Genomic DNA, 25,985 nt, shown 5'->3' with positions numbered 1-25,985 from the left:
GTGAACCAGTTAGTTCGCTTTGGGCTCAGGGTTTTCTGAAGCCGATTGAACGTCTGCTTCTGTATTTGCTTGTTGAATCTCTAATTGCTCGTCTGAGTGTCGTTCTTCTTCAGCCTGTTCTTTCATTTCTAGCTCAACTTGCGCTTGGCTCTCGGCCAACGCTTCTTGCTCTTCTGCTCGTGAAGATTTCGGCAACACAAGGTTTAGCAGAACCGTCATGATGGTGCCTGTTGTAATGCCAGAGTGAAGGAAATTCGCCAAATCATGTGGCAAGTGTTGCAGCAATCTTGGTTCGAAAGTGACGGCCAAACCAGACGCCAAACCGACACAGATTACCAAGGCATTTCGCTTAGTGTCTGCGGCTTTGATCAACATGCGGATACCTGCGTAAGCGATCATACCGAACATCACGAAACCCACACCACCCAAAACAGGTTTCGGAATTGTGACGGCAATAGCGGCTAATTTCGGGAATAAACCACCTAAAATTAGTAAACCACCGGTTGCAGCCACTACATAGCGACTTGCTACACCTGTGATACCTACAATGCCGACGTTTTGGCTGAACGACGCTAATGGCATTGCCGTTAAAATCGAAGATAAGGTACTACCAAGTCCATCGCCCAATAGACCACGTTTTAAGTCTTTACCGCTGACTTGGGTTTGGCAGTTGTTGCCTAGTGCCATGAAGTCACCTGTTGCTTCAGCGATAACTACGATGTACACCAAGCTCATACTGATGATGGCACTCGCAGAAAAGGTAAAGCCATATTTGAAGGGCTCAGGTCCACCGATCCAAGCTGCAGAGCTGATTTGCTCAAGGTCGACCATGCCGAGTGATAGCGCCACAATGTAGCCGCCCGCTAAACCAATCACGATGGCTGAAGCGGCAACAGCGCCTTTACAATAAACCGATACGCCAACCACAATCCCCAAAGAGATCAGTGCTAGAAACAGCTTTGGTAGTGTGGCGAATTGTTCCGTGTTGGCAGGGGAGTCTCCGACCCAATTCATGGCAACCGGTAAAATGGTTAATCCTATTAGGGTAACCACTACACCACTTACCACGGTTGGGAACAGCTTCCGAACCTTGTCCATATAGAAGCTGGCACCAATTACTACAAATGAGCCGATCAGCGCTGAGCCCATGATCGCGGCGACACCGCCTTCATTGCCGATTGAAATGGCGACGCCCAAAAAGGCAAAGCTCGACCCCATCACAACGGGCAGTCGAATACCAATAGGACCAAAGCCAAGACATTGAGCGACAGTCACAATACCTGACGCCAATAGCGCCGCATTGATCAGCGAGACGATCTCTGTGTTAGGCAGGCCAATTGAAGCACCAACAATAAGGGGAACAGCAACGATGCCACCAATTGAGGCGAGCATGTGTTGCAATGCGAGTAGAAGGGTTAAGCCGTGAGGCGGTCTTTCATTTAGGGTGTACAGAAGTTTCATTTGATATTCCTCTGCCTGCGTTTCCGTTTACAGACGATTGGCGGTCAAATAATGACTTCTACAAACTGCGTAGGGTCATAAAAAAGGTGCACTAACCGAGCGGAATGCGTCTGCGCTCCGCTGATTAGCACAATTAGCTTTTTCTTAAAAATGTTGTCGGTAGCATGTGTATTGATTGCTTGGCCTGCGAACAAGCCAAGCGATAGTTACGTTTGGTGATTAACCGATGAACACTAGCTTCGCGACAAAAATCGCGGCTAAGAAGTACATCGAAATTGATACATCTTTTGTTTTACCTGTCGCCAGTTTCAACACGGTGTAGGTAATGAAACCCAGTGCGATACCATTCGCGATAGAGAATGTCAGGGGCATCATTAACGCAGTAATAGCTGCGGGTGCGCCGTTGGTGAAGTCTTTCCAATCAACGTGTTGCATGCTGCTCATCATCACGAACGCCACATAAATCAACGCGCCAGAGGTTGCGTAAGCGGGGATCATGCCTGCAAGTGGAGATAGGAAAATTGCCGCTAAGAACAACACACCAACCACAATCGCTGATAGGCCAGTTCGTGCGCCTGCTGCAACGCCCGCTGCACTTTCTACATAACTGGTTACTGGCGGACAACCCACACACGCACCCGCCACACTTGAAATACTGTCGGCTTTAAGCGCTTTGCTTAGGCCTTCGATCTTGCCTGTTTCAGGGTTAGTCAGGTTTGCACGCTCAGCCACACCCATCAAAGTACCCGCGGTATCGAACATGTTTACAAAAAGGAAAGCCAAGATAACGCTGATCATTGAAACATCAAGCGCGCCCATAATGTCCATTTTTAGGAACGTAGGCGCTAAGCTTGGTGGAGCCGCGAAGAAGCCGTTGTAATGCACTAAACCCAGCATCATACCGACAAGAGTCACACTCAAAATGCCGATCAGAACCGCACCAAAAACCTTGCGCTCACTCAGAACAGCGATGATAAGGAAAGCGATAGCGGCCAGTAGCGCTTCTGGTTTGGTGAAGTCACCTAGAGAAACCAAAGTCGCTGGGTTTTCGACGACGATGCCCGCTGTTTTAAGACCAATTAGGCCTAAGAACAAACCAACACCCGCAGTCATGGAGTAACGCAGACTCACTGGGATACTTTCAATGATCCATTGGCGGACTTTGTAGAAACTCATCCCAACGAACAAGATACCGGAGATAAACACTGCACCCAGTGCGACCTCCCAGCTATAACCCATTTCGCTTACTACCGTGAACGAGAAGAAGGCGTTCAAGCCCATGCCCGGTGCAAGGCCGACAGGCCAGTTCGCAAATAGTCCCATTAACAAACAACCGATCGCAGCACCAATACAGGTTGCGACGAATACCGCGCCTGCATCCATGCCAGAAGCAGCCATTATTTGTGGGTTAACGAAGATAATGTAAGCCATGGTAGCGAAGGTGGTGACACCACCGACTAACTCATTTTTTACGCTGCTTCCGTGGGCCTTAATTTTAAAGAGTTTCTCTAAAAATCCGTTATTCGCATCTTGGTTGAGTATTTCTGTTTTACTCTCACTCATGTCAGCAAGTCCTTTTATGTTGTGATCCATTTATTGAATACAGCGAGATTTCAATATTAAGTTTTAAGGTTTTTCCTAGCCGCTATTTCTTTAGTTATCTGTTGTTTAGTCATCAACTCTCTAACTATTAACGTTGTTAGTATTTTTATATGAGCGTGTTTAGTGAGTGCACACCTTTTGGGGTGTACACGTGAATTTGTTTATGATTTGGTGATTGAGCCTAGTTCGAAGTTCTAGGACACGGGACTAACTGCCCCGATAGGTTGAGAAACTGTAAGGCGAGACGAGAAGAGGAACGTGATAATGCGCTTCTGGATCATCTAAGCCGAAACGAATAACCACATCGTCTAGGAAAGGCACACCATCCAATTCCACACCTTTGCTTTTGTAGTAATCCGCAACGTAGAACACCAATTGATATTTCCCTGGTCGGAAATCATTCCCTGCCAGAATAGGCGCATCGGTTCGGCCATCGGAGTTCGTGATTACCGTCGCCAACTTTTCTGTTGAGTCTTCATTGACCTTATAAAGCTCTACCTTGATCTCTGCACCCGGTAAGCCGTGAGTCGTGTCTAATACGTGTGTTGTTAGTCTTCCCATAGTCCTTTAATAGCGCTTTTGGCGCTCCTCTGTTCCGTGGTTTATCTGTCTGCTTCGACCTTGCAAAGAATGCAACTGGTCACTTTGTTATCACTAACTATGTACGAACTGTACACAATTAGTAAAGCGAATTGTTGGAAAAATGTTAACCATCGTGTCGTTTTTTCTGACTTTATAGATCTTGATTATCGTTTTTTGGTGAACTTGTGTTTTGTTAAGTTGTTGTTTTTAAATGAATGGTGTGCGTAAATTTAACTTGAATAACAAAATCTTTACATTGAGATAAATAATTGTATACAATAAATGTACAGGGGTAAGGTTGCTTTGTTTATCGAGAATCCATTTGGTGACTCACTTAAAGAGCGGCTAAGCCAACCACTTATGTTAGGAGTACTTGGATGAATAAGGATTATTCAAGAAATTTGATCGGTTACGGAGCTAACCCTCCAAACCCTCAATGGCCAGGTAATGCGCGCGTCGCGGTTTCTTTTGTATTGAACTATGAAGAGGGCGGTGAGCGTTGTTTGTTACATGGAGACGACGAGTCTGAAGCCTTTCTCTCAGAGATCCCGTCAGCACAACCGATCAAAGGCGAACGTCACATCAGCATGGAATCCATTTATGAATATGGTAGCCGTGTAGGTGTGTGGCGTGTTCTTCGCTTGTTCGATGAATATGAAATCCCACTGACCGTATTTGCTGTCGCAATGGCGATTGAGCGTCACCCAGACGTTGCTAAAGCTATGGTCGAAGCGGGCCACGAAATCTGTAGCCACGGTTATCGTTGGATCGACTATCAATACATTGATGAGTCAGAAGAGCGCGACCACATGACCAAAGCGATTGAGATCATCCAACAAGTGACGGGTCAACGCCCACAAGGTTGGTACACAGGTCGAACGGGTCCAAATACGCGTCGCTTGGTTGCAGAAGAGGGCGGTTTTCTTTACGACTCGGATGCCTATGACGATGACCTGCCTTATTGGCATACCGAAACCGGTCATCCACAACTGGTGATCCCTTACACACTCGATGTGAACGACATGCGTTTTTCAACCGCGCAAGGCTTCAACTCTGGTGAACAGTTCTTCCAATACCTAAAAGACACGTTTGACACCCTTTATATGGAAGGCGAAACCGCACCGAAAATGATGTCGGTTGGGCTGCATTGTCGTCTGATTGGTCGCCCCGGTCGTATTGCTGCATTAAGACGTTTCTTAGACTACGTAAAACAGCACGACAGCGTGTGGTTATGTCGTCGAATCGATATCGCTAACCACTGGCACCAACATCATCCATATCAACCAAATAACGCTATTCATCAACAGCAAAAGTAGCAGTGAAGCAAGGAGGCTTAACGTGACTGAATTTCGATCATGCCAACCAACAACCATGGACCGCGATACCTTTGTCGCTCACTTTGCTGATGTTTACGAGCACAGCCCGTGGGTTGCAGAAGTGGTGTATGACCAAGGTTTGAATGCCGAAGACGACCATATCGAGAATCTTCATCTGAAAATGGCATCGACCTTGTTAAGTGCAGACCAAGGCAAACAGTTGGCTTTGATCAATGCTCACCCAGATTTAGCCGGTCGAGCAGCAGTAAACGGCGAACTCACCGAGTCGTCGACCAAAGAACAAGCGGGGGCGGGCATCGACCAGTGCAACGCCGAAGAATTTGAAAAATTCACTTCTTACAACAACAGCTACAAAAGTCGCTTCAATTTCCCTTTTATCATGGCGGTGAAGGGAGCCAATCGTTACCAAATTCTTGAGTCGTTCGAGATGCGATTAGGAAATGATAGTGAAACTGAGTTTGCTACGGCGATTCAAGAGATCAACAAGATCGCGATGTTTCGTCTCTGGGATATGTAAGTTAACGGAGTTAACAGCTATCTCAGCCCAGTCTTAGTGAGCCAAGAGCTTTGTTTATCAGAGCGCTGCTTATTAGAGCTTGATTTATCGAAGGCTTATTTATCAAAGCCTTATTGAATAAAGCATAAGCCACTAAGTTCTCATTTTATTATTACTTGATTAATTGGATAGGATTACACGGACATGACCCAAACATTTGAACAATTCATAAACCTTGCAGACGAAAAACTCGGCGCAGAAGCTATCTTCGCAACAGACGATTTTTTCGCCGATAAAAGCCGTCTACTCAGCCACGCAGCGCCAGAGTGGAAAGACGACTTATACGACGATAACGGCAAGTGGATGGACGGTTGGGAAAGCAGACGTAAACGCGGTGAAGGTTACGACTACTGTGTCGTTCGCCTTGGCCTAGCTGGCACCATTGCTGGCGTTGATATTGATACCTCATTCTTCACAGGTAACTTCCCACCTTCGGCATCAATTGACGCGTGTTATTCACCACAAGGCGAGCCAACTGATTCAACAGAGTGGCAAGAAATTCTGCCTTCAATGGCACTACAAGGTGATCATCATCATCTTGAAGCAATCGAAAGTGACCAAGTATTTACGCACCTACGTTTGAACATCTACCCAGACGGCGGTGTCGCGCGCTTACGTGTTTATGGCCGACCAAGTGTGGATTGGGAAGCAATAGATTCTCAGCAACAAGTTGACCTAGCATCGGTTGAACACGGTGGCCGAGCGCTAGCATGTAGCGACGAGCACTACGGCAACAAAGCCAATATTTTAGGCCCTGGCCGCGGTGAAAACATGGGTGACGGTTGGGAAACCGCGCGTCGTCGTACACCGGGTAACGACTGGGTTATCGTGGCACTAGGCCACCCAGGCAACATCGAACGTATCGTAGTGGATACGGCCCACTTCAAAGGTAACTACCCAGACAGCTGCTCAATTCAAGCGGCTTACGTGAAAGGCGGTACCGACGACCAAGTAGAAACACAAAGCCTATTCTGGCGTGAACTGTTGCCTGCACAAAAGCTGCAAGCGCACGAGATTCACGAATTCATTTCTGAGGTAAACGACCTTGGTGCGATTACCCACGTACGTGCAAACATATTCCCAGATGGTGGTATCAGCCGTTTGCGTCTATTTGGTACGAAGGCGAAATAGGTAAGGAAATGAGTATGAGTAATGGAATACGTCGTTTATCCATCGAACCGTTAACCAAGCAGGCTTTTGCAGAGTTTGGCGATGTTATCGAGTCCGATAATAGTGATTTCTTCATGATCAACAGTGGATCAACACGTCGCTACCACAAGCTAGCGACAACGGATGTGCAAGACCAAGACGGAGAAGCGATCATCAGCATCTTCCAAGCCACACCGTTGAGCTACCCACTGACCATCAAAATGTTAGAGCGTCATCCACTTGGCTCTCAGGCATTCATTCCATTACTTGGTCAACCCTATTTAATTGTTGTTGCGCCAAAAGGCGACGATCCAACATTAGCCAATAGCCGAGCTTTCTTGAGCAACGGCCGTCAAGGAGTGAACTATCACAAAGGGGTGTGGCATCACCCAGTTCTCGCCCTCTCCGATCAAGACCAGTTCTTGATCGTCGATAGAGGCGGCGAAGGGCATAACTGTGATGAAGTTTATTTCGACAGCGACCGAGTGGCATTGCATTTGGACGACTTGCCAACGGACGACAATAAGGAAGAACAACGCTTAGCTAAAGCGTTGTGATACAGGAGTTTATTATGGATCCGCATATTACAGAATGGTTGAATTTAGCAATACGCTGGGCTCACATGATTGTTGGTGTTGCGTGGATAGGCGCATCATTTTACTTTGTTTGGTTAGAGAACAACCTTAACCGAGTAAACCCAAAAACGGGCCTTTCAGGCGACTTATGGGCGATTCACGGTGGTGGTATTTATCACCTAGAGAAGTACAAACTTGCGCCACCAGAGATGCCAGAGCACCTGCACTGGTTCAAATGGGAAGCTTATTTCACGTGGATCACCGGTGTGTGTTTACTGGGTGTGGTTTACTACCTCAACGCTGAAATCTACCTGATTGCACCGGGCTCTGGCCTTGATTCAACAACGGCAATCGCGATTGGTATTGGTTCATTCGTTGCCGGTTGGTTTATCTACGACTTACTGTGTGACTCGCCATTAGGTAAAACCCCCATGTTGCTTGGCGTTGTGCTGTTTGTACTACTAGTCGCTGCAACATATGGCCTAACTCAAGTGTTCAGTGGCCGTGGTGCTTACATCCACGTAGGGGCGATTATTGGTACCATTATGGTGGGTAACGTATTCCGCGTTATCATGCCTGCACAGCGCAACTTGGTGAAAGCGATTGAAGAGAAGCGCGAACCGGATCCTGCATTGCCAGCGAAAGGTCTACTGCGTTCTCGTCACAACAACTACATGACACTGCCAGTGCTGTTCATCATGATCAGTAACCACTTCCCAAGCACTTATGGCTCGGAATACAACTGGCTGATCCTTGCTGGGCTAGCGATCTTCAGTATCTTGGTGCGTCACTACTTCAACACGCGTCACGGAAGTCAGAAGTTTGCATGGACAGTACCTGTAGCGGCATTGGGTATGATCACGCTTGCGTTTGTGACCTCACCTTATGCGAAAAAGCAGATGACTCCGGTTGTACAAGCGCCAGTGGTTCAAGAAGTGCAAGTCAGCGCGACGGAATCGGCGACAGAAGAGCTTGCTGAAAACGGCACAGCTTCAACTACGGCTAGTTCTCAAGCTGTACCAGCAGACCACGCAATGCAAACGGCTAGCGCAGGCGTAAGCTTTGAAACCATCAACAAAGTCATTCAAGAGCGCTGTTCTGTGTGTCATTCATCAACCCCGAGCCACGCTGCTTTTGCTGCTGCGCCAGCCGGTGTGATGTTTGATACCCCAGAAGAAATTAAAGCCAACGTCCCAAGGATTGTTGCTCAAACGGTAACAACCAAGGTGATGCCGCTTGGTAACATGACTCAAATGACTGATGAAGAACGCGCACTCATCGGCACTTGGGTAGAGCAAGGCGCTACGCTTCAATAATGATGTGAATCCTTTACCTAAGAGCATGAGTCTTAGGTGAGGCTTGGGGAGAGTTTGGTTTCGGGCACGCGCCAAACTCATCCCACCCTGTTTCCCCGGTTCCTATAACCGGGGCTTTTTGTTTTAGATATCTTATATGTACTTCGAGAAACTATAGTTAAAGTAAAGAGGATTAGATATTACACCTTGGATTTACGTCCGTTTACCGGTTTTGCCTTCTTACGTCTTGCTGCGAGTTTCTTCCTTAATTTAAGCCCTGGCCGCTCAATTAAGAAATATGAAATGAGCGCAAATATCAATACTAGAACAATATTAATAGGCCAGGTGGCATACCACTCGCGAGTCCAAGAATTTAAGAAGGGTTCTTGCCACAGATACAGCGAGTAACTTAATACACCTAACCACACTGCAAGTTTACTATTTAAAATGGTGAAGCTTAGACCGTGATTAAACTGGCTATAGCGAAGAATCATAAGTGCAGCACAAACATTGATTAACGTTTGACCAAGCACGTAGAACCAAGCGGGGCTGAGCTTATAGAGTGCGCTGGGAACTAAAATCATCGCCACAGGCACGACTATGAACCACCTAGAACCAAAGTAACTGGGGAGTGTGAACCCTGCCTCTTTCATGTAGGCAATAACACAGCCCATTGCTAGTGCGTCTGCAATTGCCTGAAACTCTCGGGTCATCGCAGAGGGTGAGCTGCCAGCTTCAAACCACATCCAATAGCGAATACAGGGGACAAATAAAACCGCTAATAGGAGCAACGACTTAGCGTGTTGTCGTCCCAATGTGGTGAGTAAAAGCGGCCACAGTAGGTAGAATTGTTCTTCGACCGCAAGTGACCAAGTATGGTTGAGCCACCATTCGCGCTCGTGGTGATAATTCATCGTGTAGGTGACCGCGTGGAATAGGTCGCCCGGTAGTAAAGAGATGATGCCTGCGTATTCTGCGATAGCGATACAAAGAATGTAGAAATAAAAAGCAGGGAATAAACGGAACATGCGTCGGATGAAGAATTGAGGCAGGTTGATCTTATTGGTCAGCTTGAGTTCACTGAGCAATAGCGTGGTTATTAGGAATCCAGAAATCACAAAAAATACTTTTACGCCGAAGTTACCCAAGCTATTGAGTGGCATAAAGATCTGGGGAAAGTTAACGGTACCGCACAAGTGCCCCAAACAGACTAGCAATATAGATGCAGCACGCAATCCGTCTAGAGATGGAATTCTGTTCTCCATGTGATTATATCCCCTTGTTGCTCGTTGTCTTCCTCCGAATGTTTCGGCCTTCATTGTATAGGTAGCAAGGGGAGTGCCATTTGTTTATTGAACCTATCTTGTTGTTATATCGATCTTATATTTTAAATCAATTTTTCACTTTCAAATTGCGAATCAATTTAAATAGATGACATACCGTAGGTTTTATTTCCGATTGAGTCTCTTTCCTTTCTCTCGCAATCGAGGGTCGAATGAAGTCTTACTTCAGTCCTTATTTCGTAGATAGTTCCGTATAAGTCACTTGATCTGAATCTCTACCCATGGCACGTTCTGTTCTAAATTGACTTTATTAGGACAAAAAATGGAAGACTTAATAGTCGCGTATTTTAGGGCATTGAGCTCATTCTTTAGGTATCTGTTTCAGTCGTTCTTGATTGAGTTCATTGGTTACGGAGCTGGCTGGATAGTTTGTAAAGTATTCACATTAGGGCGCTTCCCCCCATTGATTCCAACTGAAAAAGAGCGAACCAGAATCTCTTATATCGGAGCTATTAGCATCGTGTTGCTTCTGTTAGCAATTGGTGTGTTCAATAGTTTGTGATTCGGAGTGAGGATATATGAAATTTTACCCCGCGGAGCAATATCAAGCGGTTTGCAACGAGCTGTTTGGCCGATACGAACGTGAGATCAAAAAGCTAACCCCTAATGCGAGAGTTGAGCATGTAGGCGCATCTTCTATTCCTTTTGCTGTGTCTAAGGGCGATTTGGATATCTTCGTAGGTGTTGATCTTGGCAAACTTGAGGATGTAATAGAGAGACTCACAACACTCGCCTTTACAGAGAAACTCGATACGTTAAGGACGCCTGAACTGTGTATGTTGGAATCTACATCTTCTGATGATGTGGCGTTGCAAGTGGTCGCTAACGGTTCTGAGTTCGAATGCTTTCTAAGGTTTCGTGACAAGCTACGTGCGAATCCGGTATTAGTGGAGCAATACAACACCCTCAAAATGTCTTGTGAAGGTTGGCCACAAGATGAATACCGCGAAAAGAAGTCGACTTTTATCGAGCATGTGTTGGCTCTGAAATAGTCAGCAGTCCTACCCCCTTTGTCTCCAATCTATAAACCCTAGTTAAACCACTAGACGTACGTTTTCTAGTTCTCACTATCTAAAGGCTTTCACCTCGTAACGTCTCCTGTTCATTAGAGGTGATTACAAAAAATAGATCCTCTAACCATTTGATTAAAGTTGCATGTAAGCGATTAAGTTTATACAGAACAATGGTTTAGTTCTATTTAACTAATTTTCTGAATTTTAACCACCCGTTATGCAACTTGGCTCACACATCTGCATGTAAGTTTAAAATCAAACCATTTGCATATGTTATGTTTCTCGCATTTTTATAAAGTCTAGGTTATTACATGAAAAATAAGGTATTTCTTTGCTCTGCTCTTCTTCTCGCATTATCTGGTTGTGCTTCTGTGCCAACAGTTGATTCTTCAGTTTCTGATCAAGCGAAAACGTTCCCTGCTCCTAAAGAAGGTAATACAGGCATCTATATCTATCGTGAAGATACTTTTGTCGGTGGTGCAGGTGTTGAGTTAGTCGATGAAGAAGTAGGGAAAGCTGAAGTACGCAAAGTCGCAATGGCTGAAAGTGGTAACTGCCCTTCTATATAGTGATTCAATCTAATTCAAGATGACGTCAGAGCTTCGAGTTTCTGACGTTTTTTAATTTATAGGTACTTTGACGTTAGGAAAGGACATGTCTGAAGTAATAGTAAACACCCCTACAATTGTACTCGCGTCTCGATGGTCTCGCTTATGGGCATCTATCATTGATGCTTTCGTGTATGCGATTTTTATTGTTCCTGTTTTCCTATATGGCGGTTTGTACGATAAATTGCTTTCCAATGAAACCATTGAGCTAACAGAACAAGTTGCTCTGACTGTTTACGGTTGGGTGTTTTACTTTTTGTGCCAAGGGTACTTACTTCACAAGAAGGGGCAGACAATTGGTAAAAATCTAATGGATCTTGCGATTGTCGATATGGAAGGTAAACAAATAGGTTTGCCAAACATAGTGGGCAAACGAATCATTCCTATGGTGGCTGTAGCTTACATACCTTTTATTGGTCCATTTATATCAACGTTTGATTATCTGTTTGTTTTTCGCAAAGACAAACGCTGCTTACATGACTTAATCGCTGGCACTCAAGTTGTCATTGTTTCAAAGAAAAGTTCAGATAGCGACAACCCTGAAATTGGTGTAAATACAACCGAAGTTATCCCTGCATCTCGATGGCCTCGTTTTTTAGCGTTTTTTATTGATGGTGTAATTACTGCTGTCATCATTGCGCCAATCTTTATGTATACAGATTGTTTCCAAAAAACACTCGATACAGGGGTGATAGACTTTAGAGAAGTCGCTGCTGTCTATGCCTATTTAGGGCTGATGTTTTTGTTGGTACACGGATACTTACTGAATAAGAAAGGACAGACGATTGGCAAACATCTAATGGAAATTGCGATTGTCGATATGGAAGGTAAACCTATAGGGTTATATAAAATAGTAGGTAAACGAATGATACCTATGATTACCTTTACTATTATACCTATCACTGGCCATTTAATATCCATGTTGGACTCTCTTTTCATTTTCCGAAAAAACAGACGTTGCTTGCATGACTTAATCGCAGGCACTCAAGTTGTTAGTGTGTCGGCCAACAATTTAGAAAAAAATGAGCACGAATCATTAGAAAACCCAACAGTTGAAAATATACCTGAAGTAAAACTCGCGTCTAGATGGCTACGCTTTTGGGCCGTTTTTATTGACGTCTTAATTGCTGTGGCTATTGTCATGCCAATTTATCTTTATACCGATTATTTCCACAAAACATTTGAAACAGGGACAGCTGATACAACAGAGCTAATCGCAGTCACTGCTTACGGTTGGTTCGTGTTCCTTTTGTTGAATGGCTATTTGCTGCATAAGAAAGGGCAGACTATAGGCAAAAATATAATGGAAATCGCGATTGTCGATATGGATGGCAAGCAACTAGGGTTATTCGACATAATGATCAAACGAATTTTACCTATGAACATCTTTGTTTATATTCCTGTTATTGGTCAATTTATTGCGTTGCTAAACTATCTATTTGCTTTACGAAAAAACAGACGCTGCTTGCATGACTTAATCGCGGGAAGTCAGGTTGTTAGTGTTGCGGTACCTAGAAACCTAGATTTCAGCACTATCGAATAGAGATTCATAATTAAGCACTTACATACTTTAGGCATTTCATGATTCATAAGCTTTTCTCAGCCATTTCTATTTACAGGTATTTACCGAATAATATCTATTATTTAGCACTGGCTAGAATGATTCTGGGGATGGGTAACTTTATTGTTCCATTTTTAGTCTTACTGTTAACCGGTAAGTTGGGTTATTCCGCAACAGTCGCAGGTTCCCTTGCCATGGGTGTGACGGGCTCTTACCTTTTAGGGAGCTTTTTAGGTGGGAGATTAGCGGATAGGTTGGGACATAAACGGGTCATGGTGTTTGGCGAGTTTATGTGTGCTGTATTATTGATTATTTGTGGTTTCTTTGCCGATGCTCCGGTCGTCGTACCTGTGTTTTTGTTTTGTGCCTATTTCTTTGGCGGTTTAGCGTTGCCCGCGAGTAATGCTTTAGTTGCCGACCTTTCTACCCCTCAGAATCGTGATGCAGTCATCTCACTGAGTTATCTAGCCTATAACTTTGGTTCAGCTCTTGGTCCTGTTATGGCCGGGTACTTGTTCTGGAATCACACTGACTGGATATTTTTCGGTAACGGTTTTGCTGCTCTTTTTTGTGTTTTTATTGTGGCTGCGTTTGTGAAGTTGCAACCTGGTATGGGATCGACCAGCGAGAGTGGGCTGGAACAGCCCGTTTCTGGTTCGGTTTGGTCAGTTTTAAAATCAAGGCCACGGCTTTTGTTATTCACTTTTCTATGTGGATTACTGTGGTATTCGCTAAATCAAATGACAATGGCGAGCCCACTGTATTTGAGCCATGTGTTTGGAGAGCAAGGTCCAATTATTTTCGGGCAACTTATGACTTACGCTTGTGTTGTAGTGGTGCTGATTACGCCAATCTTAATGAAATTCACGTCAGGTAAGGCTGAAACCGTAAGCCTTGCTTATGCAGGCTTTGTGTTTGCCTTTGGTTATATGCTCGTCATGTTGTTTCCCAACATTCCTGTTCATTTCTTTGCTTGGCTATTTCTATCTGCGGGCGAGGTTCTTCTTTTGACAAAAGAGGGCATATATTTAGCAAACAACTCCCCGTCGAGTCATCGTGGACGCATTCAAGGCGTGCTCATTACCTTGCGAACGGTTTTCGTCATGCCTAGTTTTATCGTGATTGGCTACTTTATCGATGATTATGGGTACACTTTCACTTGGTTTAGTGTGATATTAATTTCAGTGGTTGGTGCCGTTGGTTTTTATCTTATGTCAGCTAAGGGGAAGCAATCTCCAGCGTTAGTCACCGAGTAGTTATTCGATTTACTAGCAAGTAGTATCTTTTAGTCACCAGAGGTAGGCTTATGATTACAATTAGAAAAGCGGCAGAGTCTGATGCTCAGGATATTTTCGATATTCGAAGCCGTGCCATTGTCGAGAAGTGCTCGGCTTATTACTCAGAAGAACAGCTGTCAATATGGACGCAGGGTGGAATGTCTGATGGATTCATCAGTGATGTAGTTGAAACCTTCCACGTTTCAGAAGTTGATGGTCGAGTGATTGGCAGCGGTAAGATCAACATCGAAACCGGTATGGTTGATGCTATTTTTGTTGACCCTGACTTTGCGGGAAAAGGCGCAGCGAAGCAGATGTTGCAGTTCTTAGAGGAGCTCGCGATTCAACACAACTTGCCCTTAATGAAGTTAGAATCGACCCTGAATGCCGCTACGTTTTATCGTTCGTGTGGCTTTATTGGCGATGAACTTTCCACTTATCACTCGCCTAGAGGTATTAGCCTCGATTGCATCCCTATGGAAAAGCCGGTGGTTGCTTAAATAAACAGCACTAACTCCAATTGTTGGTGCTGTTTTTACTTTCCCCTTACACTCTTTTCTAACATCGAACCTAGTATCAAATTTCTCTTTGTTATACAGGCAAGTCTCTCATTATGAAGAACTTCTTTGATAGCGAACTCATGCTCTCTAGCTCCTTGAATTTCGTTTTTCTATCGCTTGGGCTAACGCTCCTTTTTCATCTTCCGATTTGGTGTGGGTTCAACTTGAGCCGACGCAAGTGGAAACTTATGGATTATTTATGGCCGTTTCTGGCGGGTATCGGGATGCTGGGTGCAGTGTCTGAGATTCGTGCGAAAGTAGCGGGTGATTGGGTTGAAACAGAACAAACCAGAGCGGTGGCGATTTTAGAATCGGTTCAGCAGTTTTCTTTGGATAAGCTGAGAAGTGATACCTGCACCGGTCAACCATCTTTGGATAATCACGCTCAGCACCATGAAGCGTGTTTGTGGTATTTGAATACGGCGATTACGTTCAAAGATGTTGATTTCACCTTGTTACCCAACGCATCGGATTTTACGGTTCCTGCGCCGAGCGTGTCGCTGGTGGAAAGTGATGCCGTGTGGGTGGATGGTATGTTGAGTCAGTATGAGAAGCAGAAAAACCAATACATTAAAACCAGAGAAGCGCAGGTGAAGCAGCCATTAGAAAGCATCTTCTGGTATGTGAGTCCTTACTTAGTTTGCTTCGCTATTGCTTTGCGTTTGACGAAAGTGACCGCAGAGCTCAAATTAGATAAGTGCGCATAACTTGAGTTCCTAGTAACTAGCAGAAAAGGTGAAGTAATGAATGTGAGTGAGTTCTCTCGGTTGGTGGGTTTGTCCGCCCATACGCTTCGCTACTATGAAAAAATCGGCTTGTTGAAAAATGTTCAGCGGAACAGTAGCGGCCATCGAGTCTATACATCGAAGGACGTTACCTGGATTGAGTTTGTGAAGCGGCTGAAAGACACCGCAATGCCACTGGATGAGATTTTAGAATACGCAAAGCTAAGGGAGTTAGGGCCAGAATCTGTTTCGCAGCGCCAAGTGTTACTCGAACAACATCAACAGAATTTGCGAGCCCATATCGAAGAGCAACAAAAGCATCTGGCGGCTCTAGAGCGAAAAATTAGTTTGTATCGAGATGGAAAAGTCCGTTGACTTAGAGTCGACTCTAACTTGTAAGGTGTTCCTGTGAACTATAAATACAGGAACAGACTCATGAATCAATCACGTTTTGAAACTGGCTTAGAAAGACTGAATTATATCGATGGAGAAGCAGGGAAACAGACTATCGAAAGCCTGCAAGACATTTGCCCTGATCTTGCCAAATATACTATCGAGTATCCCTTTGGTGACATCTATTCGCGTCCCGGTTTGGATTTGAAATCACGAGAGATCGCGACCGTCGCTGCCCTTACCGCACTCGGAAATTGTGCCCCTCAGCTTAAGGTGCATTTGAATGCGGCACTCAATGTAGGATGCAGCGAAGAGGAGATCAAAGAAGTGATACTGCAGATGTCGGTGTATGCGGGATTCCCTTCGGCACTAAATGGCATGTTCGCATTTAAAGAGGTGCTTGCGGAGAGAAACACAGCCTAAGGTAAATAGAAAATATAGTCTGAAAAGGGAGCGTCAACTTTACTAAGTTGCGCTCCTTTTTTATTGATTGTCTGAGTTTTAAAGCTCGTAAACCTGAAGGTTCGCGGTTCTTTAAGACGACATAGACAGCGCGAACGACAACAAAATAGGCAAGGTGACCACACTCAGGAAGTTGCCGAACAACACCATGGACGCGACTTTAGGCGGCTCGACATTGAAGCGTTCTGCAAACAGGTAGTTCATCACGGCGGGTGGCAGCATGGTGAACAGCACCATCATTTGTAAATGCAGCGTTGGCAGTGGGATAAAGAAGTAGATGATGGTAAAGGCTATGGCTCCGGTAAACAGCGATTGAGCGGTACACAACAAGCCGACTTTTAATCCGCTCAGTCTCAAGTTGACCATTTGCGAGCCCAACGACAACAGCATGATAGGCACGGCAGCTTGGCCGAGTAGCGATGTCGCTTCATAGATTGGATTCCACACTGCAATGCCAGATAAGTTCAACGTCATCGCCAATGCAGCGGCCAAGAATATCGGCATCTTGAGGATCTGTTTAATCGGATTACCGTCGCTCAATAGCGCCAAGCCAACACTAATGTGCACGCAAGCCGACACCACAAACAGCAGTACAGCAGGGGCTAATGCGCTCTCGCCAAAGGTATACGTGAACAGAGGAATCGCGAGGTTGCCACTGTTGCGAAACATGTGTGGCGGAGCCCAAGCTTTGAAGTTGAGCTTAAAGATTTTACAGATTGGAATCATCAATAAAGCAGGTACCAACACCGCGACCAAAGAAGCTGTGATGAGTGGCAGTTGTTCTGTGTCGAGAGGCATGGTGGTCAGCGATGCAAACACCAGCGCAGGGATACACACATCCATGTTGATGCGATTGATCGGTTTGAAATCGGGCTTGAGCCAACGACCGACCGCAAAGCCAGCACTGGCTAAAGCAAAAACGGGAAACAGAATGCTGACGACCTGTTCGAACATAGAATTCCTTTCTAGATTGGGTGCTTCCATTTAGCTGAGAAACGAATGTCTTAGAGAGACGCTAAAGTGAAGTATGAAGTCGAGATGTATAAACATTAACCTATCAATATAATGACTTGGCGTCACCGAAGATCGTTGTCTGTGAGCGGTTAATTTATATTTCTTTGAATGAAGCACAAAAAAGACCAGTGGCATCAGCAACTGGTCTTTAAAGGCTAGATAAATCTGGACGGATTTTTAATTAACGACGGCTGTCGTTGTCTAGCGATTGTTACTCGGTTTTAAGCCTAACTAACGAGCTTTTTGTAATCTTTGAAGTTCACATCGTAAGCTTTTTCGCCATAGATGTAAGTCTCGCTAACGGTTCTGTCGTCACCCAAGCTCATTAATACAAACAGCTTCTCTTCAAGCTTGGTAGCTTGTTCCATTCTAAAGCGCATCAGCTGTGTAGCGTGTAGATCCAACACCACGAAATCCGCTTCTTTACCGACTTCTAGGTTACCGATCTTGTCTTCTAAATGCAGCGAGCGTGCGCCGCCTAGAGTTGCCAAGAACAGTGATTTGGCTGGGTGCAGTTTCTCTTGTTGAAGCTGCATGATTTTGTAGGCTTCGCTCATGGTTTGCAGAATTGAAAAGCTGGTGCCTGCGCCTACATCGGTACCCATGCCGACACGAATACCGTGCTCTTCCATTTTCGGTAACTTGAACAAGCCAGAACCCAGAAATAGGTTTGAAGTTGGGCAGAAGGCGATGGCAGAATCGGTATCCGCGAGGCGCTTACACTCGCAGTCTGATAAGTGAATGCCGTGCGCGAATACCGAGCGCTTGTGCAGCAGACCATAGTGGTCATATACATCTAGGTAACTGTCGCGCTCTGGGAACAGCGATTTCACCCACTCGATCTCTTTTTCATTTTCTGAAAGGTGAGTGTGCATGTACACGTCTGGGTATTCTTCTAGCAGTTTACCTACAGTAGCAAGTTGTTCTGGTGTACTGGTTGGCGCGAAGCGAGGCGTTACGGCATAGTGCAAACGACCACGCTTGTGCCACTTTTCGATTAACTCTTTTGAGTCTGCATAGCCAGATTCTGGTGTGTCGGTGAGGTAATCAGGCGCGTTGCGATCCATCAGAACCTTACCCGCGATCATACGTAAGTTACGCTTCTCGGCTTCTTCAAAGAATACGTTAACCGACTCTTTGTGTACCGTGCCAAATACGAGTGCAGTGGTGGTGCCGTTGCTTGCCAATTCGTCTAGGAATAGCTTCGCCACTTTGTGTGCGTAAACTGGGTTTTTGAAGCGCTTTTCTTCTGGGAAGGTGTAGTTCTCTAACCAATCAAGAAGCTGCTCACCGTAAGACGCGATCATCCCTGTCTGAGGGTAGTGGATGTGCGTATCAATAAAGCCAGAGGTGATCAGCTTGTCTTTGTATTGTTTTACTTCGAGTGTTTTAGGTTGGCGAGCCAATATTTCGTCGGCATGGCCTAAGTCGACGACATGGCCGTTCTCAACCACTAAAACACCGTCTTCAAAATAGTCGTAAGACTCATCGATACCGACGTCTTTTGGGTCGGCTACGCTGTGTAAAATACTGGCGCGATAAGCTTTGCGTTGCGTTGTCATGTTTACTTCCTTTTAATGACTTCAGAGACGTTATGGCCACTGAAGCTTTGCGACTTTTATTAGGCGATCTTCTCTTCCAATGGTGGTTCGCCTACGTCGCTTGGTTGACTGTGTTGATCGGTCAAATCCTGATTTCGATATTGTTTGGTTGGGCGCTTTTGTTCAAGCGCTTGGCCTTGATAGTGTGCGATCAGTTCACCCGCAACCGACACCGCAATTTCGGCAGGGTGTTTGCCATTCACTGCACTAATGCCAATCGGGCAAAGCATAGTTTCGATTTGCTCTTGGCTATAGCCGCGTTGCTCTAAGCGGAAGTCGAACTTCTTGCGCTTAGTGAGTGATCCAATCATGCCGAAGTAACGGCTGTCTTCACGGTCGATGATGGCTTTGGTTAAATCGAAATCAAGCTGGTGGTTGTGGGTCATCACAAGGTAATAGCTGTTCGGTGGCATGTGTTTCACTTCGCCAACCGGATCATCTGAGACAAGCTTTTTCACACCGTGTGGCAATGTTTCAGGGAATACTTCTTCACGCTCATCAATCCAAGTCACGCGGAAGGGTAGGGTTGCGACAATGTGCAGCAGCGCTTTGGCAACGTGGCCAGCGCCAAACAACACGAGGTGGTTCTGCTGAGTGCCAATCGGCTCAAAGCTTAACGTTGCCATTCCGCCACAGCATTGGCCTAAGCGAGCACCGAGGTTGAAGCGTTCCACCTTGAGTGACTTTTCACTGGCAATCAGCATTTCGCGAGCCATTTTAGTGGCCACATGTTCAAGGTGACCACCACCAATCGTAGCGATGATTCGGTCACGAGTGATAAGCATTTTGGTGCCCGCATCGCGTGGAACGGAACCTCTGTCTTCGAGCACCGTCACCATTACACATGGCTCGTAGTTCTCTTCCAGTTTTGCCAGTTCGTGAATCCAATTATCCTTAAACATATGTCCTCCTAAATCCCTTTTTATGCTTCCCAAGCTAATCGATCGATATGAGTCCTAAGCCGTTTCTGATTGAGCATCGACCGAAGTCGGAGCGGTTTCAGTGACTTCCTGAATCGCCATCAGAATACGTTCTGGCGTTGCAGGTGTGTTGAGCTTAGGAATCGCGCCATCGACGGCTACATAGCTAATGGCGTCTTTCAGTGCGCTCCATACCGACATACCCAACATGAAAGGCGGTTCACCCACGGCTTTCGAGTTGAATACGGTGTCTTCTGGGTTGTTGCGGTTTTCTAAAAGGTGCGTTCTGAAATCAATTGGCATATCAGCTATCGCTGGAATTTTGTAACTTGCAGGGCCATTGGTCATCAAGCGGCCTTGCTGGTTCCAAACCAACTCTTCCGTGGTTAACCAACCGACACCTTGCACAAAGCCACCTTCAACTTGGCCGATATCAATCGCTGGGTTCAATGAAGCGCCCACGTCATGCAGAATATCGACACGCAGAATCTTGTTCTCGCCGGTTAAGGTATCGACGATAACCTCTGAACAAGATGCTCCGTATGCGTAGTAGTAGAATGGGCGACCGCGCGCTTTCTCGTGATCGTAATAGATCTTCGGAGTGCGGTAGAAGCCAGTGCTCGATAGCGAGATTTGGTTAAACCAAGCCAGTTCAACAAATGAGTTGAAGGTCATGATCTCATCGCGGATCTGCACCATGCCGTTCTTAAATACCACCTCTTCAGGCCACACTTTGAAGTGCGAAGAAGCGAAGTCGATCAGGCGCTGCTTAATGGTCATTGCGGCGTTTTGCGCGGCCTTACCGTTGAGGTCGGTGCCCGATGAGGCTGCGGTTGGTGATGTGTTCGGAACTTTGTCTGTGTTTGTAGCGGTGATCTGGATACGTTCGACATCGACTTGGAACTCCTGTGCAACGATTTGTGCCACTTTGATGTTCAAGCCTTGCCCCATTTCCGTACCACCGTGATTCAAATGAATACTGCCATCGGTGTAGATATGGATGAGCGCACCTGCTTGGTTCAAGAAAGTCGCAGTAAACGAGATGCCGAATTTCACGGGTGTGATCGCAAGGCCTTTCTTCAAGATAGGGCTTTGCTTGTTGAACTCAGCGATTTCTTTACGACGTGCGTGGTAGTCACTGCTGCGTTCAAGCTGTTCGGTTATCTCAGGTAAAAAGTTGTCTTCAACGGTTTGGTAGTAATGGGTCACGTTACGGCCTTCTTCGCCGTAGTAGTTCGCTTTACGTACTTCCAAAGGATCTTTTTTCAGGTAACGCGCAATCTCGTCCATGATGTGTTCAATGGTCATCATGCCTTGCGGGCCACCAAAGCCACGGTAAGCGGTGTTCGATGCGGTGTTGGTTTTGCATCGATGACCAACCACAGTTGCATCACCTAGATAATAGGCGTTGTCTGAGTGGAACATCGCTCGGTCGACGATAGAACTTGATAAGTCTGGCGAGTAACCACAGTTACCTGCAACGGTAATGTCGGCACCTTGAATCACACCATTGTCGTCAAAACCGACTGTGTATTGATTGTAGAACGGGTGGCGTTTACCGGTTTGCTGCATGTCTTCACTGCGTAGCAAACGCATTTTTGTAGGTCGGCCTGTAAGGTGGGCAATCACCGCAGCCATACATGCTGGAGAGGCCGCTTGAGTCTCTTTACCACCGAAACCACCGCCCATACGACGCATATCAATCACGACTTTGTGCATCGGTACGCCAATCACTTCCGCAACCAGTTTTTGAACTTCGGTCGGGTTTTGGGTCGAGGTGTAAACGATCATGCCGCCATCTTCGGTTGGCATAACGCTACTGATTTGGGTTTCTAGGTAGAAGTGCTCTTGGCCGCCGATCTCTAGATCGCCAGAGATCACGTGTTTTGCTTTTGCCAGTGCTGCTTTTGAGTCACCACGTTGTTGAGTGTGGCTCTCTGTCACGAAGTGTTCTTTCTCTAGTGCTTCTTTTACATCAAGAATCGCAGGGAGTTCTTCGTATTCAATGATTGCAGCTTGTGCGGCTTTACGTGCGGTTTCTAAATCGTTGGCAGCCACGGCAATCACAGGTTGGCCGTAGTATTCCACTTTTCCGTCTGCAAGCAGTGGGTCACCCGGTAGGATGGCGCCGATATCTAGCTCACCCGGTACGTCTTTCGCTTGAATGGCAATCGCCACGCCTTCGAATTCGTAACACGGTGATAAATCTATCTTGGTGATGTTCGCGTGTGCTTGAGTGCTCAGGCGTGCGTATACGTGCAGCTGATTTGGGAACTCTAGACGGTCGTCAATGTATACCGCTTCGCCCGTTACTTGCTTGGCTGCACTGTCGTGTTTAACGCTTTTACCTACGCCAGTTTTAAGGTCTTGTTTTGCAATGGTAACCATCTCTTCGTGGGTCATCGCATTGCTCTTGTGAACAGAGGAATTTGATTTAGACATAAGACGTTACCCTTGTTTCGATTTGGTTGTTTTTGTTCTGTCGTTCAATGAAGTAGCGACGCAGCATGTTGGCCGCCGACAATGAACGGTATTCTTGGCTTGCACGGAAATCAGATAGCGGCTCAAAGTCGTTATACAGTTCCTGCATCGCTAACTTAATATTAGCGTCTGTCCACGGTTTGCCTAATAACGTATTTTCACAACGCGCCGCGCGCTTAGGTGTTGCAGCCATACCGCCGAAAGCGATACGAGCGTAAGAAACCTTGCCATCTTCGATTTGAATATCAAACGCACCACACACCGCGGAGATGTCATCGTCTAAACGTTTAGATAGTTTGTAAGCTCGGAAACTGTCGTTGCTTGGCTTAGGAATGATGATCTGTTCAATGAATTCACTCTCTTTCTGCGCCGTCACTTTGTAGCTGATGAAGTAATCTTGAATCGGCATGGTGCGAGATTCGTCGCCACAACGAAGTTTGATTTTCGCGTCCAAAGCAATCAGCAGAGGAGGGGTATCACCGATAGGTGAGGCATTGGCTACATTGCCGCCGATGGTGCCTTGGTTACGCACTTGCAGTGATGCAAAGCGGTGTAGCAGTTCACCAAAATCTGGGTAGTGTTTTTTCAGTAGTGCGTAAGAGTCACTGATAGGCAGGTTGGCACCAATGATTAAATCGGTGTCGGTTTCTTCGCATACCTTCATGTCTTCCACAAGGTTTACGCTGATCAGTGTTTCAATCTCGCGATGGAATTGTGTGACTTCCAGTGCTAAATCCGTGCCGCCAGCAACCAGCTTAGCGTTCGGATGTGCTTGAAAAAGCTTGGCCAGCTCATCAGTGCTTTTCGGGGAAAAAGCGGTGAGGTGACCAAGGCGTAAATTGGCTTCGGTGTCTTGAATACCTTCTAGCTTCTTAATCGTGATGCGTTCAAGCTCAGCGAATTGGTCGATCAAAGGTTGGTCTGTTGAAAGTGACATCGCAGCATCAACGATTGGTCGGTAACCAGTACAGCGACATAGGTTACCCGCCAGTGATTCCATGACGTCTTCTTTGCTCGCATCGGGTTTGTTCTTGCCTAGGGCAAACATCGACATGATGAAGCCCGGCGTGCAGTAACCACACTGTGAACCGTGAAAATCCACCACCGCTTTCTGGACGGGGTGCAAAGAGCGATCTCGGTTTTGTAGATCTTCTACTGTGATCAGTTGCTTGCCATGCAGCGCTGAAACGAACGTCAGGCAAGAGTTCACCGAGCGGTATTGCAGCTGTCCATCAACCACTTCACCCAGAACTACCGTACATGCACCACAGTCACCCGACCCACAACCTTCTTTTGTACCCGTTTTATTAACTTTGGCACGAAGGTAGTTGAGCACTGTCATATTTGGCGACAGATTATCTTCACGTCTTATTTCCTGATTGAGCAAAAAAGTAATCAAGAGACCTCCTTGTAAATCGACATATTTCCATGTGTATTCTTTTTGACTTCTAGGTCAATAATTATCCATCCTGACCCTGTGGTCAACTATTTATTTACAAAAATGCAACAAGGAGGGCTTGCTGTGAATTGTATACAATTTAATTTTGGTCGTAGTCGTCTGTTTTATAAGGGTTTGGATTGAGTGTGAACAGTTTTATGGTGTGAATGAATGGATAGCTATGTATACAAGATAAAGACAAGATTCATGGCACTGTTAGAAGTGATTCTGTAGAGGCTAAGATCGCTGTTGAGGCAAGAGTAGACAGTATTTTTAGATGGATGTGAGCCGATCGTCGTCTTTATTTTTAGGGGAGAGGGCATAAAAAAGAGAAGTAAACGCAGAGGCTTACTTCTCTCCTGTTTTGTTAACAAAAAGTTATTAACGGATGGTTATTAATCGCTTGTCGAATCTTCTATGACTTACTCTTGAGCAGATCTGAGAACACGACATGCAGATCACTAGAAGCTGTGCTGCTGTCTAGGTTGAGCTTCGAACGAATATGGCTTAGGTGTTCTTGCATCAACTCTACGGCTTGTTGTTCATTGCCTGACTCTATCGCATCCAGTAAGCCTGAGTGTTCGTCTAGAGAACAGTTCGAGTGGTTGCCCGTTTCGTACTGAGCGATCAGCAGTGAAGTTTGCGATACCAAGCTGCGTTGGAAAGCCAGCAGTGGCGTGTTCTCTGCCATTTCAGCCAATTTGATGTGGAACTCACCAGACAAACGTAGGCCAGAGCCGTAATCACCTTGGTCGAAAGCACAGTTCTCTTTCGCGACTAATTTTCTGCATTCTTCTATTTGAGCTTTGGTTGCGTTTTTCACCGCCAGCTCAGTGATAGCAATTTCCATCACTTCACGTGCTTTAAAGATCTGTTTGGCTTCGTCAACCGTTGGCGCAGCAATCACGGCTCCTCGGTTAGGACGGATCACCACAACTTGTTCTAAAGAGAGACGCAGTAAGGCACGGCGGATAATGGTGCGGCTAACGCTAAAGATTTCTGCTAACGCTTCTTCGCTTAATTTGGTGGCTGGTGGCAGCCTTTGTTCTAGTATCGCGTCGAAGATATGGCAGTAAACAACATCGTCTTGAGTCTGGCCTGTTACTTTCGTTTTTACACCTTTGGAGACAGAGTTTTTGAGAACTGTCATAGAGATAAGGACCCTTTGTTTAGTCGAGTTGGGTTGGTCGAGAATAATTCATGAGTATTACTCTATATTGTATACACTTATCTATACAATGCCACCGGATGAAAGTGCGATGCACGCTTATTTGTTAATGACTTATAACATTTTGTTTGCAGGGAACTGTGTGCAATCTTTAGCATTAAGCCATTTTTAATCCAACTAAACTCGATTATCACCGCAGCTGTAGGCAATAATTTGGCTGATTTCGCTCAAGCTGCGACCTGACTGTTGCTGCCATTCGTTGAAGGCTTTACCCGCTGCCAGTTGTGCTCGCTTGGTGTTACGACCGCTATCAACCACGTCTGTGCTGCGTAGGTGTGCTTCAACATCTGATGACAAGATGAACGTGTCTTTACCCATTTGGCGCAGAGTGTAGGCACCAGTATTACCACCTAATCGCTTGCCGTGTTTTTTCAGGTAATCCCAAAGTTCGGTGACGCGTTCTGATGGCCAATCGGCAACCATTTGCGAGAATGAATCGGCTTCACGCTTGGCGTTGTGGATCATGGTAGCATTGGCAGGGATGGTCATCACCTTAGTAAGGTGACGAATAATGCGCGGGTCTTGCGCTTTCTGTTCCCACATTTCATTCGGCAGCATCAGCATTTTTTCGATATTGAATTCAAAGAACACTTCTTCAAATTGCGGCCATTTCTTCCTCACCACATTCCACGAAATACCACACTGGAATACCTTCTCGGTAAAGGCTGCAAGCCAACGGTCGTCGGTGATTTGTGATAACTCGGCTTGTGAAAGAGGCGCACGAACAATTTTTTCGAGCTCTGCTGAGCCGCCTTTGCGGTGAGCGGCACGTTGATAAATGGTGTCGAATTTTTCTTGGGTCAT

General features: G+C 45.9%; 25 protein-coding genes. 14 read left to right on the top strand and 11 right to left on the bottom strand.

The window, feature by feature from the left end; translation table 11 throughout:
* Nucleotides 1-9: 9 nt before the first annotated feature.
* The 3 genes from AC3CKG_RS18620 to uraH all read right to left on the bottom strand — a co-directional run bounded on the left by AC3CKG_RS18620 (nt 10) and on the right by uraH (nt 3,624).
* Nucleotides 10-1,461, bottom strand: coding sequence for a nucleobase:cation symporter-2 family protein (locus AC3CKG_RS18620; RefSeq protein WP_488529761.1), 1,452 nt, complete (start codon nt 1,459-1,461; stop codon nt 10-12).
* A 219-nt stretch (nt 1,462-1,680) separates the two neighbouring features.
* Nucleotides 1,681-3,024 (bottom strand): NCS2 family permease, encoded by a 1,344-nt coding sequence (locus AC3CKG_RS18615; RefSeq protein WP_017083062.1) that lies wholly within the window; start codon nt 3,022-3,024, stop codon nt 1,681-1,683.
* A gap of 246 nt (nt 3,025-3,270) precedes the next feature.
* On the bottom strand, nt 3,271-3,624 hold the full coding sequence (gene uraH / locus AC3CKG_RS18610; RefSeq protein WP_004732855.1) for a hydroxyisourate hydrolase: 354 nt from the start codon (nt 3,622-3,624) through the stop codon (nt 3,271-3,273).
* Nucleotides 3,625-4,022: 398 nt separating this feature from the next.
* Between uraH and puuE the strand changes: the two genes are divergently transcribed.
* The 5 genes from puuE to AC3CKG_RS18585 all read left to right on the top strand — a co-directional run bounded on the left by puuE (nt 4,023) and on the right by AC3CKG_RS18585 (nt 8,578).
* Nucleotides 4,023-4,961, top strand: coding sequence for an allantoinase PuuE (gene puuE, locus AC3CKG_RS18605; protein ID WP_061021342.1), 939 nt, complete (start codon nt 4,023-4,025; stop codon nt 4,959-4,961).
* 22 nt (nt 4,962-4,983) lie between these two features.
* Entirely contained in the window at nt 4,984-5,499 is a 516-nt protein-coding gene (uraD, locus tag AC3CKG_RS18600) for a 2-oxo-4-hydroxy-4-carboxy-5-ureidoimidazoline decarboxylase (protein WP_017067791.1), read from the top strand.
* Between the two features lie 183 nt (nt 5,500-5,682).
* The gene (alc, locus tag AC3CKG_RS18595; RefSeq protein WP_076667208.1) at nt 5,683-6,669 is read left to right on the top strand and encodes an allantoicase; all 987 of its coding nucleotides are present in this window, start codon (nt 5,683-5,685) and stop codon (nt 6,667-6,669) included.
* Nucleotides 6,670-6,683: 14 nt separating this feature from the next.
* Nucleotides 6,684-7,244, top strand: a complete 561-nt coding sequence (locus tag AC3CKG_RS18590) for an ureidoglycolate lyase (protein ID WP_076667206.1) — start codon at nt 6,684-6,686, stop codon at nt 7,242-7,244.
* Nucleotides 7,245-7,258: 14 nt separating this feature from the next.
* Nucleotides 7,259-8,578, top strand: coding sequence for a urate hydroxylase PuuD (locus tag AC3CKG_RS18585; protein WP_488529760.1), 1,320 nt, complete (start codon nt 7,259-7,261; stop codon nt 8,576-8,578).
* A 179-nt stretch (nt 8,579-8,757) separates the two neighbouring features.
* Here the strand turns inward: AC3CKG_RS18585 and AC3CKG_RS18580 are convergent, their stop codons facing one another.
* On the bottom strand, nt 8,758-9,822 hold the full coding sequence (locus tag AC3CKG_RS18580; RefSeq protein WP_488529759.1) for an acyltransferase family protein: 1,065 nt from the start codon (nt 9,820-9,822) through the stop codon (nt 8,758-8,760).
* A 340-nt stretch (nt 9,823-10,162) separates the two neighbouring features.
* On the opposite strand from AC3CKG_RS18580, the gene AC3CKG_RS18575 reads away from it, so the two are divergent.
* The 9 genes from AC3CKG_RS18575 (at nt 10,163) to AC3CKG_RS18535 (ending at nt 16,460) form a co-directional block, all read left to right on the top strand.
* On the top strand, nt 10,163-10,402 hold the full coding sequence (locus AC3CKG_RS18575) for a hypothetical protein (protein WP_102463054.1): 240 nt from the start codon (nt 10,163-10,165) through the stop codon (nt 10,400-10,402).
* Between the two features lie 16 nt (nt 10,403-10,418).
* Complete coding sequence (locus AC3CKG_RS18570) at nt 10,419-10,892, top strand: GrpB family protein (RefSeq protein WP_488529758.1); 474 nt, start codon at nt 10,419-10,421, stop codon at nt 10,890-10,892.
* Between the two features lie 332 nt (nt 10,893-11,224).
* Nucleotides 11,225-11,482: a hypothetical protein gene (locus AC3CKG_RS18565; RefSeq protein ID WP_171330352.1), complete on the top strand. Its 258-nt coding sequence runs from the start codon at nt 11,225-11,227 to the stop codon at nt 11,480-11,482.
* An 85-nt stretch (nt 11,483-11,567) separates the two neighbouring features.
* Nucleotides 11,568-13,064, top strand: a complete 1,497-nt coding sequence (locus tag AC3CKG_RS18560) for an RDD family protein (RefSeq protein ID WP_488529757.1) — start codon at nt 11,568-11,570, stop codon at nt 13,062-13,064.
* 38 nt (nt 13,065-13,102) lie between these two features.
* The gene (locus AC3CKG_RS18555) at nt 13,103-14,338 is read left to right on the top strand and encodes an MFS transporter (protein ID WP_488529756.1); all 1,236 of its coding nucleotides are present in this window, start codon (nt 13,103-13,105) and stop codon (nt 14,336-14,338) included.
* Between the two features lie 50 nt (nt 14,339-14,388).
* Nucleotides 14,389-14,859 (top strand): GNAT family N-acetyltransferase, encoded by a 471-nt coding sequence (locus tag AC3CKG_RS18550; protein WP_102363765.1) that lies wholly within the window; start codon nt 14,389-14,391, stop codon nt 14,857-14,859.
* A gap of 248 nt (nt 14,860-15,107) precedes the next feature.
* Nucleotides 15,108-15,626, top strand: coding sequence for a hypothetical protein (locus AC3CKG_RS18545; protein WP_048669456.1), 519 nt, complete (start codon nt 15,108-15,110; stop codon nt 15,624-15,626).
* A 36-nt stretch (nt 15,627-15,662) separates the two neighbouring features.
* A complete protein-coding gene (locus tag AC3CKG_RS18540; protein ID WP_102383816.1) occupies nt 15,663-16,019 on the top strand; it encodes a MerR family transcriptional regulator in 357 nt (118 codons plus the stop codon).
* Nucleotides 16,020-16,079: 60 nt separating this feature from the next.
* The gene (locus AC3CKG_RS18535) at nt 16,080-16,460 is read left to right on the top strand and encodes a carboxymuconolactone decarboxylase family protein (RefSeq protein WP_488529755.1); all 381 of its coding nucleotides are present in this window, start codon (nt 16,080-16,082) and stop codon (nt 16,458-16,460) included.
* Nucleotides 16,461-16,571: 111 nt separating this feature from the next.
* Here the strand turns inward: AC3CKG_RS18535 and AC3CKG_RS18530 are convergent, their stop codons facing one another.
* The 7 genes from AC3CKG_RS18530 to AC3CKG_RS18500 all read right to left on the bottom strand — a co-directional run bounded on the left by AC3CKG_RS18530 (nt 16,572) and on the right by AC3CKG_RS18500 (nt 25,985).
* Nucleotides 16,572-17,453 (bottom strand): AEC family transporter, encoded by an 882-nt coding sequence (locus AC3CKG_RS18530; RefSeq protein ID WP_065111843.1) that lies wholly within the window; start codon nt 17,451-17,453, stop codon nt 16,572-16,574.
* A gap of 287 nt (nt 17,454-17,740) precedes the next feature.
* Entirely contained in the window at nt 17,741-19,075 is a 1,335-nt protein-coding gene (guaD, locus tag AC3CKG_RS18525; protein ID WP_017111447.1) for a guanine deaminase, read from the bottom strand.
* Between the two features lie 59 nt (nt 19,076-19,134).
* A complete protein-coding gene (gene xdhC, locus AC3CKG_RS18520) occupies nt 19,135-20,016 on the bottom strand; it encodes a xanthine dehydrogenase accessory protein XdhC (RefSeq protein WP_488529754.1) in 882 nt (293 codons plus the stop codon).
* A gap of 54 nt (nt 20,017-20,070) precedes the next feature.
* The gene (gene xdhB, locus AC3CKG_RS18515; RefSeq protein WP_488529753.1) at nt 20,071-22,476 is read right to left on the bottom strand and encodes a xanthine dehydrogenase molybdopterin binding subunit; all 2,406 of its coding nucleotides are present in this window, start codon (nt 22,474-22,476) and stop codon (nt 20,071-20,073) included.
* Nucleotides 22,469-23,914, bottom strand: a complete 1,446-nt coding sequence (gene xdhA / locus AC3CKG_RS18510) for a xanthine dehydrogenase small subunit (protein WP_488529752.1) — start codon at nt 23,912-23,914, stop codon at nt 22,469-22,471. The genes xdhB and xdhA overlap by 8 nt, the downstream gene beginning before the upstream one ends.
* Before the next feature lie 454 nt (nt 23,915-24,368).
* Complete coding sequence (locus AC3CKG_RS18505; RefSeq protein ID WP_065111848.1) at nt 24,369-25,103, bottom strand: GntR family transcriptional regulator; 735 nt, start codon at nt 25,101-25,103, stop codon at nt 24,369-24,371.
* 195 nt (nt 25,104-25,298) lie between these two features.
* Complete coding sequence (locus AC3CKG_RS18500) at nt 25,299-25,985, bottom strand: DNA-3-methyladenine glycosylase I (RefSeq protein WP_488529751.1); 687 nt, start codon at nt 25,983-25,985, stop codon at nt 25,299-25,301.

The organism is Vibrio sp. QJM3NY_15, assembly GCF_057785995.1.
The sequence above is the reverse complement of the archived record's forward strand: the minus strand, read 5'-3'. Positions and strand labels throughout refer to the sequence as shown.

Coding starts and splice junctions, on each gene's coding strand:
- xdhB (WP_488529753.1), bottom strand. CDS start 22,476: ATGTCTAAATCAAATTCCTCTGTTCACAAGAGCAATGCGATGACCCAC.
- puuE (WP_061021342.1), top strand. CDS start 4,023: ATGAATAAGGATTATTCAAGAAATTTGATCGGTTACGGAGCTAACCCT.
- AC3CKG_RS18590 (WP_076667206.1), top strand. CDS start 6,684: ATGAGTAATGGAATACGTCGTTTATCCATCGAACCGTTAACCAAGCAG.
- xdhC (WP_488529754.1), bottom strand. CDS start 20,016: ATGTTTAAGGATAATTGGATTCACGAACTGGCAAAACTGGAAGAGAAC.
- AC3CKG_RS18540 (WP_102383816.1), top strand. CDS start 15,663: ATGAATGTGAGTGAGTTCTCTCGGTTGGTGGGTTTGTCCGCCCATACG.
- AC3CKG_RS18580 (WP_488529759.1), bottom strand. CDS start 9,822: ATGGAGAACAGAATTCCATCTCTAGACGGATTGCGTGCTGCATCTATA.
- AC3CKG_RS18550 (WP_102363765.1), top strand. CDS start 14,389: ATGATTACAATTAGAAAAGCGGCAGAGTCTGATGCTCAGGATATTTTC.
- AC3CKG_RS18615 (WP_017083062.1), bottom strand. CDS start 3,024: ATGAGTGAGAGTAAAACAGAAATACTCAACCAAGATGCGAATAACGGA.
- uraH (WP_004732855.1), bottom strand. CDS start 3,624: ATGGGAAGACTAACAACACACGTATTAGACACGACTCACGGCTTACCG.
- AC3CKG_RS18555 (WP_488529756.1), top strand. CDS start 13,103: ATGATTCATAAGCTTTTCTCAGCCATTTCTATTTACAGGTATTTACCG.
- AC3CKG_RS18560 (WP_488529757.1), top strand. CDS start 11,568: ATGTCTGAAGTAATAGTAAACACCCCTACAATTGTACTCGCGTCTCGA.
- AC3CKG_RS18535 (WP_488529755.1), top strand. CDS start 16,080: ATGAATCAATCACGTTTTGAAACTGGCTTAGAAAGACTGAATTATATC.
- AC3CKG_RS18500 (WP_488529751.1), bottom strand. CDS start 25,985: ATGACCCAAGAAAAATTCGACACCATTTATCAACGTGCCGCTCACCGC.
- AC3CKG_RS18570 (WP_488529758.1), top strand. CDS start 10,419: ATGAAATTTTACCCCGCGGAGCAATATCAAGCGGTTTGCAACGAGCTG.
- AC3CKG_RS18585 (WP_488529760.1), top strand. CDS start 7,259: ATGGATCCGCATATTACAGAATGGTTGAATTTAGCAATACGCTGGGCT.
- guaD (WP_017111447.1), bottom strand. CDS start 19,075: ATGACAACGCAACGCAAAGCTTATCGCGCCAGTATTTTACACAGCGTA.
- alc (WP_076667208.1), top strand. CDS start 5,683: ATGACCCAAACATTTGAACAATTCATAAACCTTGCAGACGAAAAACTC.
- AC3CKG_RS18565 (WP_171330352.1), top strand. CDS start 11,225: ATGAAAAATAAGGTATTTCTTTGCTCTGCTCTTCTTCTCGCATTATCT.
- AC3CKG_RS18575 (WP_102463054.1), top strand. CDS start 10,163: ATGGAAGACTTAATAGTCGCGTATTTTAGGGCATTGAGCTCATTCTTT.
- AC3CKG_RS18620 (WP_488529761.1), bottom strand. CDS start 1,461: ATGAAACTTCTGTACACCCTAAATGAAAGACCGCCTCACGGCTTAACC.
- AC3CKG_RS18545 (WP_048669456.1), top strand. CDS start 15,108: ATGGATTATTTATGGCCGTTTCTGGCGGGTATCGGGATGCTGGGTGCA.
- AC3CKG_RS18505 (WP_065111848.1), bottom strand. CDS start 25,103: ATGACAGTTCTCAAAAACTCTGTCTCCAAAGGTGTAAAAACGAAAGTA.
- AC3CKG_RS18530 (WP_065111843.1), bottom strand. CDS start 17,453: ATGTTCGAACAGGTCGTCAGCATTCTGTTTCCCGTTTTTGCTTTAGCC.